Here is a 15,023-nt window from a genome sequence, read left to right on the forward strand (position 1 = left end):
GTCACACGCCGCCTTGCTGCTCGGGGAGGAGGGTACGGACCGTGCGGCGCTCCACGCGCCGCTCGGCTGTCGGATCACCGGGGTGTACGCGGACCACCCGCTGGACGAAGACGCCCGGCAGGTGCACGGAGTCCGGATCGAGCTCCCCCGGCTCGACCAGCTCCTCCACCTCGGCGATGGTGATCCGCCCCGCCATCGCGGCCAGCGGATTGAAGTTGCGCGCCGAGGAGTGGAAGACGAGGTTGCCGAGCCGGTCCCCGGCGGCCGCCCGCACCAGGGCGAAGTCGGTGGTGATGCCCTCCTCCAGCAGGTACTCACGGCCTGCCCAGCTCCGCAGCTCCTTGGGCGGCGAGGCCACGGCGACGCCCCCGTCGGGCCGGTAGCGCCACGGCAGCCCGCCTTCCGCGACCTGTGTACCGGCCCCGGCCGGCGTGTAGAACGCCGGGATGCCCGCCCCGCCGGCCCGCAGCCGCTCCGCGAGCGTGCCCTGCGCGACGAGTTCGACCTCCAGCTCGCCGCTCAGGTACTGCCGGGCGAACTCCTTGTTCTCGCCCACGTACGAGCTGGTCATCCGGGCGATCCTGCCCGCGCGCAGCAGCAGCCCGAGCCCCCAGTCGTCCACCCCGCAGTTGTTGGAGACCACCTCCAGGGCGACCGCCTCCGCCCGCTCCAGCAGCGCGCCGATCAGCACACCGGGAACCCCGCACAACCCGAAGCCGCCCACCGCGAGCGAGGCCCCGGCGGAGATGTCCGCCACCGCCAAGGCCGCGCTCGCGACCTCCTTGTCCAGCCCCATCACATGCTCCTTCGCCCGACCCGTGGCCGCCGGCCACCCGACGGGCCGGTGCGGCCGGGCCGACTCGAACGACCCTAGGAACCACCGGCGCGCCCTGGCCATGGCGCCCGCGCACACACCCGGCGGGACCGCTGTGTGGACCCGGCGGCCTGGCGGGAGTGCGGGGTCCCGCGGTTCCCCGGCGCGGGGAACCGGTGGTCCGGCCGGCGCGTCCCAGCGGAGCCGATCGGCCGCCGAAGCACGAGGGGGAGACCATGAAGAACCGAACCACCCTGAAAATCGAGGGAGTCGGGCCCAGGCAGGTGTGCGTGGCGTGGGTCGCGGCGGTGAGCGCCGCCGCACTTCTCACCGGCTGCGGCAGCGCGGTGGGGAGCGACCCGGTCGGGTCCGGCGGGGAGGCCCGGCCCGCGGCCGCCCTGTCGTGTCCCGTGCTCGACCCCGCCGTGCCGCAGGCGCCGCCGACGCTGATCGACGGCACCCCGGCCAACACCCCCGAGGCCCAGCGGCTCTCCCAGGCCATCGGCGCCCAGGGAGACGGAGCCTTCGCCGACGTCTACTCCACGCAGATCACCGACCACCCGGCGGGCCGGGTCGCCCTGTGCGTCACCGATGCGGTCCGCGGCCGCCTCCTCGTGGAGGCCGCGCACGCGGCGGACCCGGGCGCTGACCCGGCCCGCGCGGACGTGTACGTGAGCCCGTACTCCCGCCGGACCCTCGATGCCGCCGCCGACAAGATCATCGCGCTGAAGGCGGACTTCCCGGTCTACAGCGTCTCCGGCGGACACGGATCGTCGGTCGAGGTGACCACCAGTCAGGAGGGCGTACGCTCCGCGGAGTTCAAGGAGCGGCTGGAGAAGGCGGCCGGGGGCGTCCCGGTCACGGTCAGGAAGGGCGAGGCCGCCCAGCCGCTGGTCGGGGACATGCCGAGGAGCCCCGCGCCCTGAGCGGACCCGAAGCCGCCCGTGCGCACCGCGTGGTGACCGGCGCGGCACGGGCCGCGAACGGCCGCGCCGCGCACCGGCACTACTCTGCGCCGTCGCCGTCGCCGTCGCCGTCGCCGTCGCCGTCGCCGTCGCGGCGGCTCGCGCGCGCGATCAACTCTTCCATCGCCGTCCGGGGGAAGGAGGGGTTGGCCGCCGCGGCCTCGGCGATGTCCGGGGAGTCGTGGGTGAGGAGTTCCACGAGGACCGGTCCGGACAGCGCGGGGTGGCGCGCGGCCTCGGGGCCGGCCTTGTGGTCGACCAGGCACGGCAGCAGCGCCGCCTCCGTGGCGTTCGGGTGCACGGCGATCGCGCGCCAGGCCCGCAGCGCCGGCGGATCGTGCCGGGCCAGTTCCTCCAACAGGCCGGCCGGGGCATCCGGATTGGCCGCCACCCGCGCGTGGACCTGTACGCCGTGCCGCGCGACCATCGCGCGCAGCCGGTCCTCGGACAGGCCCGGGTGCGGGGCGACCGCGTTGGCCACCACCGCGTCCGCGTCGTCGGCCAAGGCGTCGCGCAGTTCGGGCGGAAGGGCGCGGCTGCGGGCCGCGAGCTTGCGTACGGCCGCGTGCGGGGAGGCGGCCAGCTCCGCGAGCTCCCCCGGGGTGGCGGACTCGATGCGGGGCAGCGGCTCCGGACGGATCCGGACCCTGCGGGCGAGGTCCGCCAGGACGTCGAGGGGCACCCGGGGCTGGTGGGCCAGCCGCCGGAGCAGTTCCGCCTCGCGGCCCGCGGCGAGCGAGCGGATCAGCGGTGCCTCGAGAGCGGTGTTTCCGGCGGTGTCCAGCCGGACCACCGAATCCGGGTCGGCGGCGAGCAGCGCGTACGTCTCCTGCGGCAGGTCGGACCGTTCGGTCAGTGCGCAGCGGATCAGCGTCGCCGGATGGCCGGCGAGGGTGGCCGCGACCGCGGGCGGTGTGGAGGGGTTGCGCGCGGCCCGTTCCAGGGTGGAGCACACGGCCGTCTCGTGGCCGCCCGTGCAGGTGTCGTTGCCGAACAGCTCGCAGTCCGGGCGCTCGCAGTAGGGGTCGTGCGTGAAGGGGATCTCCTCCTGGTCGCAGACCAGGCACGCGAGCGCCGGTTCGAGCCCCTCACCGGTGATCAGCGCCGCCAGCACGACGCCGGGCACCGCCTCGTTGACGGCGGTCGTCATCCGCACCTCGGCGTGCGGGTGCGTCGCGAGGCGGGCGGCGAGTTCTGGTTCAGCGGTCCAGATGCCGAGCTCCGCCACCACTTCCACGTCCGGGTCGGCGGCGAGGGTCTCCTGGACGTCGAGCGGCAGGCCGGGCCGGGAAGCGAGGTTCCAGCGGACCTGGCGCTCGGGGTGGGTGGCGAGCGCCCGCGCCCACTCGGGCGGCCCGAAGCCCTCGTCGAGCATGGAGAGGGCCACCGACGGCCGGGCGAGCGGGTCCACGTCGGCGGGATCGAGGAGTCCCTCGCGCCCCAGCCGGCCCGCGGCGAGCCCGTCGGCGGCCGCGAGCGCGCGCACTTGGCCGGGGGAGAGGTCCGGGCGGTCGCTCAGTTCCCAGGCGAGGTGCCCGTCCGGATCGCGCACCGAGCCGAGCAGGGTGATCAGCCGGTCCAAGAGCTCGGGCGGCAGGGCCGGATTGGCGGCGAGGCCGTGGAGCAGGTGGTCGATCGCGGGCCCGGCGGTCTCGTCCGGGCTGCCGGGCCCGGGCACGGCCCGCGGTATGAGAGGCGGCCGCACATCGGTCATCGGGCTTCCTTACGGGTGTTCGGCCGCACGGGGCGTGGCGGGCTTGCGCAGGGCTCGGCGGCCCCGTGGGGCCGGCGCCCGCGCCGGGGACGCTACAGCGGCGAGGTCCCGCCCGCGAATGATTTCCGGCGGGCGCCGTCGGGGGGACGGCGCCGAGGCCCCTCCCCGGGCGTCAGCCCTCGCCCGCCCGTCGCTCCAACGGAGTTGCCACTGCCGAGTTGTGCACACTGAATGTGACGCTGCCTGCCCGGCACGGAGCGCCCGATGGCTGCCTCCTCGTCACCTGACTGCTGCTGCTCCTCCTCTCCCGGGCCGGCACCGCCCCCGTTACCGTGTCCCCCGCAGCCGCCACCTCCCGTACCTCCCGCGCCTCCCGTACCTCCCGCACCTCCGGCAAGGAGTCCTACCCGCATGTCCCTCACCCTTCCCGAGGCCAGGAAGCCCGCGGAAAGCGATGCGGCCCCCGCCGGCGCGCGCGTCGAATTCCGGGGCCCGCGCCGCGCGTTCTGCTCCACCGTCGCCCTCGACGGACTCGACCTGGCCATCGAGCCCGGCGAACTCGTCGCCCTGCTCGGCCCGTCGGGCTGCGGCAAGACCACCGCACCGCGCGTCGTCGCCGGATTCGAGCTCGCCGAGTTCGTCGGCACCATGAACCGCCTCCCCGGACGGCTGACCGGCTCCGCCGCGGACGGCACGCGGGTCAAGGCCGACCCGCCCTCGCGCGCCGCCGGAGCCCTCGTACGGGGCGCCCGGGCGGCCGTGTGCGTGGCCGAGCGGCCCGTCCTCGTCGTGGAGAGGGCCGCCTCGTGAACGAACTCGCCGCCGTCCTCTTCGACATGGACGGCACCCTCGTCGACACCGAGACGCTGTGGTGGCGGACCACCGAGGAGATCGCGGCCGGCCTCGGCCACGCGCTGACCGACGCCGACGCGCCCGAGGTCGTCGGCCGGGCGGTGGAGGACACCGCGGCACACCTCGTACGGGTGGCCCGTACGGGCGACACGGCCGCGGTGGCGGCGGCCTTGACCGCAAGCTTCTTCGGCCGGGTCGAGGCGGGCGCGCCGATGCGGCCCGGGGCGCAGCGGCTGCTGACCGCCCTGGAGCGGGAAGGCATCCCGTTCGCACTGGTCAGCGCCTCGCCGCGGGTGGTCGTGGACTCGGTGGTCGGGGGCTCCCTGGCCCATGTCCCCTTCGCCTTCACCCTGTCGGCCGACGACACGGACCTCACGAAGCCGCACCCGGACCCCTACCGGACCGCCGCCGCGCGGCTCGGCGCGGAGCCGTGGGCGTGCGTGGCCGTCGAGGACTCCCCGGACGGGGCGGCCTCGGCGGAGGCGGCCGGCTGCGGACTCCTGGTGGTCCCGTCCCTGCTGCCGGTCCCGCCGTCGCCGGTACGCACCTTCGCGTACTCCCTGACCGAGGTCACCCCGGACACTCTGCGGGCCTGCCTGACCGCGCCGCTGGGGGTCTGAAGCGGTCGGGTCTCCGGCCCGGACCCGGCCCCGGGGCGCGGGCGAGGACGGCCGCTTCGCTCAGCCCGCCGGCCGACCCGGGACGTCCTCGAGCCCGGTGGCCTCGCGGTCAGTCGCTCAGGTCGAGGAGGCGCAGGATGCCCTCCACGTACGCCGCCGAGACGGAGCCGGGGGCGCCCGTCGAGCGGCGCAGGCCCGGAAGGCCCGCGCGGATGTGGGCGGCGCACTGGCCGTACAGGCCGGCCTCGTGCGAAGTGCCGTCGTCCTCGGTGCCGAGCAGCCGCAGCAAAGCCCACAGCAGGGCCTCGCGGGTCGCCTGCCGGGGCGGGCCGGCGGACCACACGGCCATCAGCGCGCCGCACACCGCCGGGGCGGGGGCCCGCAGCCGGCCGGTGTGGAAGGCGTGGCCCTCCAACGCGTGGAACGCGGCCGGATGCCCTTCGGCCGCGTCCCACAAGGTGTCCACGAGATGCCCGGCCGGGCGGCCGCAGCCGCACGTGAGGGAGTCCCAGTCGTGCCGGGAGATCTCCCGGGCGACCGCGTCGGGCACCAGCGGACTGGTACGGGGCTGCTTATCCGTCGTTCTCACGGGAGAAGTATGGGATCAGGCCGGTGGCCGGTCCAGACCGGCCCTCCGGGAGGGTGCGGTGGCCGTGCCCCTGGCAGCCGCGGCCCGTCCCCGCGCCGCGCGGCCACCGGCCCGGCCGCGCCCGCGTGGCAGGACCGGGCGGCCCTCAGGCGGCGAACACGTGACCGGAACCGGATCGAGGGCGCGGCCGTCCATACCCGCATGTGGATGAAGCCGCCGAAGAGACGAAGGGCAGGCGTACTGGTGTGCGCGCTGCTCGCGACCCAGCTGGGGTCCCTGATCAGCCCTGCCTACGCCTGCGGTTGCGGGGCGATGGTCCCCGACGCCGCCTCCCGGATCGGGGTCTCCCGGGAAGCCTCCGTGGTGCGCTGGGACGGCCGGACCGAACAGATCGCGATGCGGTTCACCGTCGGCGGCGACGCCAAGCGGGCCGCGTGGATCATGCCGGTGCCGGGGCGGGCCACGGTGCGCCTCGGCGATGCCGGGCTGTTCCCGCAGCTGGCGGACCTGACCGGGCCCGAGTACCGGACCCGGGGCTATTTCTGGCCCCGCCGGGGCGACTGGCCCTTCACCTCCGACAGGGGGGACACGGCCGGAGCCGCGCCGCCCGGCAGCCGGGAAGCGGGGGTGGGTGTCGTGGGCCGCGAGCGGCTCGGCGACTTCGACGTCGCCCGCCTCACCGCGACCGACCCGGACGCCCTGCGCGGCTGGCTGGAGGCCAATGGATTCAGGCTGCCCGACGGCCTGTCCACCGAGCTGAAGCCCTACGTCGACCAGCACTGGGAGTACGTCGCCGTACGCCTCGTCCCCCGGGAGTCCGGCGCGGTCCTGCGGGGCACCCTGGACCCGCTCCTGATCCGCTTCGAGAGCGACCGGCTCGTCTACCCGATGCGGCTGTCCAGGCTGGCGAAGTCCGCGCAGTCCCTCGGCCTGTACGTGCTGGCCGACCACCGCATGGAGCCCGCCTCCCCGATCGGCGGGAGCGCGCCCGAGGTGACCTTCGCCGGACGGATCACCCCGACGGGCTCGGTCGCCGAACTCGCGGGCACCGCACCGGTGTTCCTGACGGCGATCGACCAGAGTTTCCCCGTCCCGTCCCGGATCGACGCCGACCACGAACTGCGCGCCACCGCCGCGGACACCCCGTACCGCCGGGTCGAGTACCGCGACGAACTGCGCACGGCCGCCGGCGTCCCGGTCTGGATGCTGACGGTCGCGGGCGCGCTCGCGGCGGCGGTCCTGGCGGTACTGGGGCTGCGCGGCCGCCGGCGGGCGGTACGGGAACGCCCGCGCGGTTGAGCGGGGGCGCGCGGGAGCCGCCCGTGCCTCGGGGCCCTGCCCGAGCACCGACCCGTGCGGTCAGCCTGCGGCGGGCGCCCGTTCCGCCACATCGCGGCGTCCGCGCGTCCGCTCGGCCTCCCGGGCCAGTGCCGGGGCGCAGATCCACCACGCCAGCAGCCCGGCCCCCGCGCCGGCCACCGCCCCGGCGGCGGTGTCGCTGAGCCAGTGCGCGTGCAGCCAGGTACGGCTCCACATCATCGCCAGCGTGAAGACGGCGCCGCCGATCCACCAGGCCCGTCGCCGGGCGGCCGGGACGAGCAGGACCCCGACGATGACCACGAGGAGCGCCGCTCCGGCCGCGTGCCCGGAGGGGAAGGAGCCGTGGTCGACCCGGACCAGCGGGTCGGCCGGGCGCGGCCGGTCCACCAGGTGCTTGAGTGCCTGGACGACGAGCATGTTGCCGCCCATGTAGACGCCGAAGAGGAAGCCCGCCGACACCCAGCGGCGGCGGACGAGCAGGAAGGACAGCAGGGCGAGCGGTACGACGGCTCCCAACGGGCCGCCGAACCAGTTCAGGCCCGCCGCGACCGCCGAGTAGAGCCCCTCGTGCGGCCCGCCCATCCACGACAGCCAGCGCTCGTCCAGTTCCTGGAAGGGCGGGCGCGCGACGTCCCGCCGTACGACGACGCCGAGCACGGCGGCGATCCCGAGCAGTACGGCTCCGAGGACGAGCGTGCCGGCACGCCGGCGGCTCCCGTCCGCTGCGGACGCGCGCACGTCGGGTCTGGCGGGCGGGGCGGCGGGGATCGTGGACATGGCTGTGCCTCTCGCGGCTTGGGGAGGTGAGGGGTGCGGGAGTGGGGGGTGCGGTGAGGGATGCGCAAGGGGTGCGGGCGCGCAGGTGCGGTCCGGCCCCGGTCGGGAGCCGTTCTTGCTTACACGTGTAATCAGGGACTGTAGCGACGCGCTTCCACCCACCACAAGCCCCCGGCCTGCGACCTAGGACGAGCACGTCACAACAGCCCCTGCCCCTCGGCCATCCCCGGCCGGATGATCGTGACTCCGCCGCCCGGGGCCGTGCCCATCGCGGCCAGGGCCGCCGGGGCCGCGGTCAGCGGGATCGTGGACGTGACCAGGAGGTCCGGCCGCAGGGCAGCGGAGCGGACCAGTTCCATCAGCGGCGGGTACGCGTGGGCCGCCATCCCGTGGCTGCCGAGGATCTCCAGCTCCCACCCGATGACCCGTTCCATCGGCAGCGCCGCGGCCCCCTGGGCCGCCGGCAGCAGCCCGACCTGGACGTGCCGCCCGCGCCTGCGCAGCCCGGCCACCGAGGCCGCCGCCGTCACCGGAGAGCCCAGGGCGTCGAGCGACAGGTGCGCGCCGCCACCGGTCAGCTCCCGGACCGTGTCGGCCGCATCGCCCCGGGACGGATCCACACAGTGTGCGGCTCCGAACCGCCGCGCCAGCTCCAGCGCTCCCGGGGCCGTGTCCACGGCCACCACCCGGGCTCCCGCGGCCACCGCGACCATCACGGCCGACAGGCCCACACCGCCGCAGCCGTGCACCGCGACCCACTCGCCCGCCGCCACCCGGCCCCGGGCGACCACCGCCCGGAACGCCGTCGCGAAGCGGCAGCCCAGCGCGGCCGCCGTGTCGAACGACAACTCCTCCGGCACGGCCACCAGGTTGACGTCGGCATGCTCCAGCGCCACGTACTCGGCGAAGGACCCCCAGTGCGTGAACCCGGGCTGCGTCTGCCGGGCGCACACCTGGTGCTGGCCGGCGGCGCACTCGGCGCAGCTTCCGCACGCGCAGACGAAGGGGACCGTGACCCGGTCCCCGGCCCGCCAGTCGGCGACTCCGGATCCCACCGCCTCCACCACACCGGCCAGTTCGTGGCCCGGCACGTGCGGCAGCGTGATGTCCGGGTCGTGTCCCATCCACCCGTGCCAGTCGCTGCGGCACAGCCCGGTCGCCTCGACCCGCACCACCACCCCGCCGGCGGCCGGGGCCGGATCGGCCACCTCCCGTACCTCGGCCCGCTCCCCGTACCGCTCGAACACCACCGCGCGCACGCCGACCGCCTCCACCCGTTCCACTCGCTTGTCCGGCCCGGTCCCGGATGCGAAGCTGCCGGGACCACCACACCATCAGGGGGAAACCGTGACCCGCAAGCGCGCGGCGGCCGCGGCCGTCTCCGTTCTGCTCGCCCTCACCGTCTCCGCGCTCGGCGCGAGCTCCCAGGCCTACGCGAAGGCCGCCGGGGAGAAGAGGGTCGAGGTCGTCAAGTAGTCCGCCGGGGATCGAGCCGGGGCGGAGCTACTGGCCGTGGTGGCGCTACTCGCCGTGGTGGCGCCCGGCCCGGCGCAGAGCCAGTTCCGCCAACGCCTCGGGGGCGCCCGGCTGTTCGCGGATGCCGGGGAAGGCATTGACGTCCACGATCAGCGGGGAGCCGTCGGCGGTGGCGATGATGTCCACCCCGTAGACGTCCAGGGAGAAGACCTCGCCGACCCGGCGGGTCAGATCGGCCCAGCCGGCGGGGAGCCGCGGCAGCGGCAGGGTCGGGCCGCGGCCCTCCGGGGAGAGCTCGGAACGGCGCAGGGCCGCGAAGACCTGGTCGCCTATCGCCCACAGCTTGTGGTCCCAGCCGCTGTTCGGGGCGAAGTCCTGTACGACCACCGGCTCGTCGGGCCAGGCGTCCACCAGCTCTTTCAGCCCCGCAGCCCCGTCGACCAGCGCCACGAGGTCCTCCCGGCGGCTGTGCCGGCTCTTGACGACGACGGGGGCGCGCAGGGTGGCCCCGTCCGCCCACCGCGCGAGGGCGTCGAAGGTACGGGTTCCCGCGAACGGCAGGCCGACCCGTACGGCGAGCTCGGCCATCAGCGTCCGGTCCTGGCAGAGCGTGGTCGCCGCGGCCGAGTTCACCACCGGTGCCCCGCGCCGCTCCAGGCGCCGGGCCAGGTCCAGCCCCTGCGGGGTGTGCGCCTTGAGCAGGTAGACGTCGGCCGGTGGTGCGGCGGCCGGGTCCGGTGCGCCCGGATCCAGCACCTCGATCCCGTGTCCGGCGGCCCGCAGCAGCCCGGCGGCCGCCGACAGCAGCGGATGCCCGGGGTTGTCCGTGATCAGGCTGATCCTCATCCGGCGTCCCCCGCCGTGGCGGCCTTGGTGGCCGTGGCCTGGACCGGGATCGACACGGGCAGCCCGGCCCGCCGGGGCAGACCGGTGCCGGAACAGGCCTCGGCGTCCCTTCCGACCCCGGCGCCGGCTCCTGGGTCCATGACCGTGCCCGCGCCGATCCCGGCGCCCGCCCCCGTTCCGGAGCCGCCGTCGCGCGCGAGTTCCAGTACCGCACGGGCCACCCGGGCCGCCGCGTCCGGCACCTGACGGAAGCTCGGGAAGTCGTTCACGTCGACGACCACCGGCCCGTCGGGGCCCAGCAGCACGTCCACCCCGTACAGATCGAGCCCGTACACCGCCCCGACCCGTGCCCCGATCTCCGCGATCTCGGCGGACAGCGGGACGAGCCGCTCCGGGACCGGGCTGTCCGGGTGCAGGGGGGAGCGGCGCTCGGTGGCGAAGAGTTCGCCGCCGACCGCGTACACCTTGATGTCGGTGCCGGAGTTCGGCACGTACGGCTGGGCGATGAGCATGCCCTCGCCGGCCAGTTCGGGGAGCATCGAGGCCAGCCGCCCCGGCGAGGACACCAGGTGCACGGCCCGTCCCGAACTGCCGTCGGCGGGTTTGACGACCAGCGGGTACTCCGAGGCCGGGATCTCCGCCAGGAGTTCCGGCCGGGCCGCGGCGTACGTCGGCGGCAGGGGCAGGCCCCGCCCGCGCCCGATGGCGGCGGCCAGCGCCTTGTCCCGTACGCCCCGGATCGCGCGGGCGTCGTTGACCGTGGTCATCCCGGCCGCGGCGGCGGCTTCGAGCAGGGTCAGCCCCGGCCCGCCGGACACCGTTTTGAGCACCCAGGCGTCATGGGCGCCGGCATCCACCGCCTCGCTCATCCGCAGCAGCGAACCGCCGGGCCGCAGCACATCCACCCGGTGGCCCCATGAGCTCAATTGCCGGACCACCTCGTTCGGCATGCCGTCGTGGCGGTAGTGCTCCTCCACCAGGAAGCAGAGCCTCATGGACCTTCCCCATATTCCCCGGACGTCCGCCGATCCCGTCCGGCGAGTTGTGACGTCACAGGATGTCATGGGCCGCAATGTGATGATCGGTCCGTGTGGGTGGCATCCGGCAACACCCCGCCCCCGCCTACTCGTCCTGCGTGGACGCCGCGAAGGCCGCGTCCCGGACCTCGACCTCCGGGTGCCGGCGCAGCTCCCGCAGCAGCTCCCGCCACGGCGCCGGCCAGTCGTGCAGGCGGCCGATGGCGGCGGTGAGCGCGGCGGCGAACAGCCCGGCCTCCGGGCCGCCGTCGGACGCGAGGCCGCGTACGGTTTCCAGGACGGTCGCGGGAGCCGGCAGCGGGTCCCCGTAGCCGTAGAGGTTCCCGAGTTGGGAAGCCGTCACACGGGCGAGCCCCGGCCGGCCGGACCGGACGCCGCGGGCACGCAGCCCCGTACGACGGCCGCGCCACGCGATCATGACCGGCTTCACCACCGACGAGACGCTCAACTGGCTCCTGGAAGGCCTCCTGGAGCGCACACCGGGCGCCCGCCACGCCCTCGTGCTCTCCCGCGACGGCCTCAAGCTGTGCCGGACGCCCGAGCTCTCCGTCGACCAGGCCGACCAGCTCGCCGCGATCGCCGCCGGCATCCAGAGCCTGTCCCACGGGGCGTCCATCGAGTTCGGCGACGGAACCGGCGGCGTCCGCTCGGCCATGGCCGAGTTCTACGGCGGCATCCTGTTCATCGTCGAGGCGGGCGAGGGCGCCCACCTCGCGCTCGTCGCCGACGAGGACGCCGACGCCGGCCTCGTCGGCCACAACATGTCGGAACTGGTCGAGCAGCTCGGCGAACACCTCATCGCCAGGCCCCGGGGATGAGCCGGCCCAGGCCGGGCCGGGACGATTCCCCGGACCGGCTCTACACCCTCACCGGTGGCCGCGTCCGCTCCGGATCCGACGTCTTCGACCTGGTCACCCTCGTCGTCGCCGAATGCGATCCGGTGCCCGGCATGCAGTCCGAGCACGCGGCGATCCTGCGGATGTGCCGTTTCCCGACGGCGGTCGTGGAGATCGCGGCCGAGCTCGGGCTGCCGGTGTCGATCGTACGGATCCTGCTGGCCGACCTGCTCGGCACCGGACGGATCAGTGCCCGCCACCCGCGTACCGCGAGCTCGGCGTACAGCCTTCCCGACCCCGACATCCTGGAGCAGGTGCTCGTTGGACTCCGCAATCTCTGACGCGACGATCCCCGACGCCGCGTCGACGAACACGTCCGAACCGCTCCAGCCCCGCAGGGAACTGCGCAGCACCGCCGACAACGGACTGAAGATCGTCATCGTGGGCGGTTTCGGCGTCGGCAAGACCACCATGGTCCGCTCGGTCAGCGAGATCCGCCCGCTGAACACCGAAGAGACCATGACCAAGGCCGGCGAGAGAGTCGACGACGTCGACGGGATCGCCGGGGTCGCCGGGAAGAGCGCCACCACCGTGGCCTTCGACTTCGGGCGCATCACCCTCGACGCCCGCAACGTGCTCTACCTGTTCGGCGCCCCCGGCCAGGAGCGGTTCTGGTTCCTGTGGGACCGGCTCTTCTCCGGCACCCTCGGCGCGGTCGTCCTGGTCGACACCCGGCGCCTCGCCGACTCCTGGTACGCCATCGACCGGCTCGAACACCACGGCACGCCCTTCGTCGTGGCCTGCAACGACTTCGGCGGACCCGAGCACACCCCCGAGCAGATCCGCGCCGCCCTCGACCTGCCGGCCGCCGTCCCGCTGGTGTTCTGCGACGCCCGCTCCCGCGAGTCGAGCAAGCACGTGCTGATCTCCCTCGTCCAGCACCTCCAGACGGGCGCCCAGCACCGGCCTCCGTCGAGCCTTCCGTCGAGTACCCCGTCGAGCCCCCTGTCCCAGACCCCGGAGCCCACCCCGTGACCTGCCCCGCCGCCCCCGAGCACCAGCCCGTCTACCTCGGCGGCCCCCGGTTCCAGACCGACCCCGTCGAGCTGTACCGGGACATGCGCCGCGACCACGGCGCCGTCGCCCCGGTCGTCCTCGACGGCGACGTACCGGCCTGGCTGGTCCTCGGATACCGCGAGCTGCACCAGGTCACCAGCGACCCCGTGCTCTTCTCCCGGGACTCCGAGCTGTGGAACCAGTGGGACCGCATCCCCGCCGACTGGCCGCTGCTCCCCATGATCGGCCGCAAGCAGCCGTCGATCCTCTACACCGTCGGCGAACGCCACCGGGAGCGGGCCGCCGTCATCTCCGAGGCCCTCGAATCCGTCGACCCCTTCGAACTCAAGGGGCACGCGGAGCGGTTCGCGGACGAGCTGATCGACGAGCTGTGCGGCAGGGGCTCCTGCGACATCGTCGGCGAGTACGCCATGCTGCTGCCGCTGCGCGTCCTCGCCCGCATCTACGGATTCTCCGACGCGCAGGGCCCCGGCCTCGTCACCGCCATGAACGACATGATCAACGGGCGGGAGGGCGCCCTGGAGGGCCAGCGCCACCTCGCCGAGTCGATGTTCGGGCTGCTCGCCGCCAAGCTGGCCGAGCCCGGCCACGACGTCGTCTCCCGGACGCCTTCTTCTCCTTCGGTCACGGCGAACACCGCTGCCCCTTCCCCGCCCAGGAGGTCGCCGAGGTCATCGCGCGCACCGGCATCGAGGTGCTCCTCGACCGGCTGCCCGACGTCGACCTCGCGGTGCCCGCAGGCGACCTGGCCCGCCGCCCCTCGCCCTGGCTCCGCGGCCTCAGCGCCCTTCCCGTGACGTACACCCCGACCCCCGCCCTTGGAGCCACCCGATGACGTGCCCGATCGACCACAGCGGCCCCGCGGCCATCACCCTCGACCCCTTCGTCGCGGACCTCGACGCCGAGAGTGCCGCACTGCGCGCCGCCGGTCCGCTGGTTCGGGTGGTCCTGCCCGGCGGTGTCGGCGTGTACGCGGTCACGCACCACGCCGAGGCGCGCAAGCTGCTGACCGACCCCCGGATCGTCAAGGACATCAACGTCTGGGGCGCCTGGCAGCGCGGCGAGATCCCGATGGACTGGCCGCTGATCGGCCTCGCCAACCCCGGCCGCTCGATGCTGACCGTGGACGGCGACGAGCACCGCCGGCTGCGCACCCTGGTCGCGCAGGCGCTGACCGTACGCCGGGTGGAGAAGCTGCGCGCCGGCATCGAGGCGCTGACCACCGGCATGCTGGACAAGCTCGCCGCGCTGCCGGCCGGCGAGACGGTGGACCTCAAGGCGCAGTTCGCGTACCCGCTGCCGATGAACGTCATCAGCGACCTGATGGGCGTGGACGCCGAGGAACACCCGCGCCTGAAGGCCCTGTTCGAGAAGTTCTTCTCGACGCAGACGCTGCCCGAGGAGGTGCCGCAGATGATGGCGGACCTCGGCGCGCTGTTCTCCCGCATCGTCGAGTCCAAGCGCGAGAACCCGGGCGACGACCTCACCAGCGCCCTCATCGACGCCTCGCAGGACGGCGACCACCTCACCACCGAGGAAATCACCAACACCCTCCAGCTGATGGTCGCCGCCGGCCACGAGACCACCATCAGCCTGATCGTCAACGCGGTCGTCGCCCTGGAGAGCCACCCCGAGCAGCGCGCCCTCGTGCTCAAGGGCGACGTCTCGTGGGAGAACGTCATCGAGGAGACGCTGCGCTGGTCCACCCCGACCTCGCACGTCCTGATCCGCTTCGCCGCCGAGGACGTCGAGGTCGGCGACCGCGTCCTGCCCCAGGGCGAGGGCCTGATCGTCTCCTTCGGCGCCATCGGCCGCGACGAGGCCCAGCACGGCGAGACGGCCGGCGAGTTCGACGTCACCCGCACCCCCAACCGGCACATCTCCTTCGGCCACGGCCCGCACGTCTGCCCCGGCGCGGCCCTCTCCCGCCTGGAAGCCCTGGTCGCCCTCCCGGCCCTCTACGCCCGCTTCCCCGACCTCACCCTGGCCGTCGCCCCGCAGGACCTCCGCAACAAGCCGATCCTCACCCAGAACGACCTCTTCGACCTCCCGGTCCGCCTGTCCTGACCCCACGCCGCGGCGCCCCCTCACCCGGAGGGG

The 15,023-nt window shown here is 74.6% G+C and carries 16 protein-coding genes and 2 pseudogenes; 10 read left to right on the top strand and 8 right to left on the bottom strand.

The window, feature by feature from the left end:
• Position 1: 1 nt before the first annotated feature.
• Positions 2–796: a CoA transferase subunit A gene (locus tag J7F03_RS11535; protein WP_214948618.1), complete on the bottom strand. Its 795-nt coding sequence runs from the start codon at positions 794–796 to the stop codon at positions 2–4.
• Between the two features lie 254 nt (positions 797–1,050).
• On the opposite strand from J7F03_RS11535, the gene J7F03_RS11540 reads away from it, so the two are divergent.
• A complete protein-coding gene (locus J7F03_RS11540; RefSeq protein WP_214948619.1) occupies positions 1,051–1,740 on the top strand; it encodes a hypothetical protein in 690 nt (229 codons plus the stop codon).
• A gap of 79 nt (positions 1,741–1,819) precedes the next feature.
• Here the strand turns inward: J7F03_RS11540 and J7F03_RS11545 are convergent, their stop codons facing one another.
• Positions 1,820–3,493 (bottom strand): hypothetical protein, encoded by a 1,674-nt coding sequence (locus tag J7F03_RS11545; protein WP_251071758.1) that lies wholly within the window; start codon positions 3,491–3,493, stop codon positions 1,820–1,822.
• A gap of 411 nt (positions 3,494–3,904) precedes the next feature.
• On the opposite strand from J7F03_RS11545, the pseudogene J7F03_RS11550 reads away from it, so the two are divergent.
• Positions 3,905–4,120: pseudogene (locus J7F03_RS11550) on the top strand (ATP-binding cassette domain-containing protein); the annotation flags it as partial.
• A gap of 179 nt (positions 4,121–4,299) precedes the next feature.
• Complete coding sequence (locus J7F03_RS11555; protein ID WP_308379364.1) at positions 4,300–4,965, top strand: HAD family phosphatase; 666 nt, start codon at positions 4,300–4,302, stop codon at positions 4,963–4,965.
• A 109-nt stretch (positions 4,966–5,074) separates the two neighbouring features.
• On the opposite strand, the gene J7F03_RS11560 is transcribed toward J7F03_RS11555, so the two are convergent.
• Positions 5,075–5,554, bottom strand: coding sequence for a hypothetical protein (locus tag J7F03_RS11560; protein ID WP_214948620.1), 480 nt, complete (start codon positions 5,552–5,554; stop codon positions 5,075–5,077).
• 207 nt (positions 5,555–5,761) lie between these two features.
• Here J7F03_RS11560 and J7F03_RS11565 point away from each other — a divergent pair, with 207 nt between their 5' ends.
• Positions 5,762–6,853, top strand: coding sequence for a DUF2330 domain-containing protein (locus tag J7F03_RS11565; protein WP_374104310.1), 1,092 nt, complete (start codon positions 5,762–5,764; stop codon positions 6,851–6,853).
• Between the two features lie 60 nt (positions 6,854–6,913).
• Here the strand turns inward: J7F03_RS11565 and J7F03_RS11570 are convergent, their stop codons facing one another.
• Both J7F03_RS11570 and J7F03_RS11575 read right to left on the bottom strand, forming a co-directional pair.
• On the bottom strand, positions 6,914–7,651 hold the full coding sequence (locus J7F03_RS11570) for a phosphatase PAP2 family protein (protein ID WP_214948622.1): 738 nt from the start codon (positions 7,649–7,651) through the stop codon (positions 6,914–6,916).
• A 197-nt stretch (positions 7,652–7,848) separates the two neighbouring features.
• The gene (locus J7F03_RS11575; RefSeq protein WP_214948665.1) at positions 7,849–8,910 is read right to left on the bottom strand and encodes a zinc-dependent alcohol dehydrogenase family protein; all 1,062 of its coding nucleotides are present in this window, start codon (positions 8,908–8,910) and stop codon (positions 7,849–7,851) included.
• A gap of 88 nt (positions 8,911–8,998) precedes the next feature.
• On the opposite strand from J7F03_RS11575, the gene J7F03_RS41970 reads away from it, so the two are divergent.
• Positions 8,999–9,127 (top strand): hypothetical protein, encoded by a 129-nt coding sequence (locus J7F03_RS41970; RefSeq protein ID WP_285440432.1) that lies wholly within the window; start codon positions 8,999–9,001, stop codon positions 9,125–9,127.
• Positions 9,128–9,172: 45 nt separating this feature from the next.
• Here the strand turns inward: J7F03_RS41970 and J7F03_RS11580 are convergent, their stop codons facing one another.
• From J7F03_RS11580 to J7F03_RS11590, 3 genes are all read right to left on the bottom strand, one after another.
• Complete coding sequence (locus J7F03_RS11580; RefSeq protein WP_214948623.1) at positions 9,173–9,973, bottom strand: RimK family alpha-L-glutamate ligase; 801 nt, start codon at positions 9,971–9,973, stop codon at positions 9,173–9,175.
• Positions 9,970–10,968: a RimK family alpha-L-glutamate ligase gene (locus tag J7F03_RS11585; protein WP_214948624.1), complete on the bottom strand. Its 999-nt coding sequence runs from the start codon at positions 10,966–10,968 to the stop codon at positions 9,970–9,972. Before J7F03_RS11585 ends, J7F03_RS11580 begins: the two co-directional genes overlap by 4 nt.
• A gap of 127 nt (positions 10,969–11,095) precedes the next feature.
• Positions 11,096–11,428: a hypothetical protein gene (locus J7F03_RS11590; protein WP_214948625.1), complete on the bottom strand. Its 333-nt coding sequence runs from the start codon at positions 11,426–11,428 to the stop codon at positions 11,096–11,098.
• Here J7F03_RS11590 and J7F03_RS11595 point away from each other — a divergent pair.
• The 5 genes and pseudogenes from J7F03_RS11595 (at position 11,427) to J7F03_RS11615 (ending at position 14,990) form a co-directional block, all read left to right on the top strand.
• Positions 11,427–11,828 (top strand): roadblock/LC7 domain-containing protein, encoded by a 402-nt coding sequence (locus tag J7F03_RS11595; protein ID WP_214948626.1) that lies wholly within the window; start codon positions 11,427–11,429, stop codon positions 11,826–11,828. The genes J7F03_RS11590 and J7F03_RS11595 overlap by 2 nt on opposite strands.
• Positions 11,825–12,187, top strand: coding sequence for a DUF742 domain-containing protein (locus J7F03_RS11600; protein WP_214948627.1), 363 nt, complete (start codon positions 11,825–11,827; stop codon positions 12,185–12,187). The genes J7F03_RS11595 and J7F03_RS11600 overlap by 4 nt, the downstream gene beginning before the upstream one ends.
• Positions 12,168–12,881 (top strand): ATP/GTP-binding protein, encoded by a 714-nt coding sequence (locus J7F03_RS11605; protein ID WP_374104311.1) that lies wholly within the window; start codon positions 12,168–12,170, stop codon positions 12,879–12,881. The genes J7F03_RS11600 and J7F03_RS11605 overlap by 20 nt, the downstream gene beginning before the upstream one ends.
• Positions 12,878–13,758, top strand: a pseudogene (locus J7F03_RS11610) (hypothetical protein). The gene J7F03_RS11605 and the pseudogene J7F03_RS11610 overlap by 4 nt, the downstream one beginning before the upstream one ends.
• Entirely contained in the window at positions 13,755–14,990 is a 1,236-nt protein-coding gene (locus J7F03_RS11615; RefSeq protein ID WP_214948628.1) for a cytochrome P450, read from the top strand. Before J7F03_RS11610 ends, J7F03_RS11615 begins: the two are co-directional and overlap by 4 nt.
• Positions 14,991–15,023 lie beyond the last annotated feature (33 nt).

The organism is Streptomyces sp. ISL-43 (assembly GCF_018614195.1).
Lineage (GTDB): Bacteria > Actinomycetota > Actinomycetes > Streptomycetales > Streptomycetaceae > Streptomyces.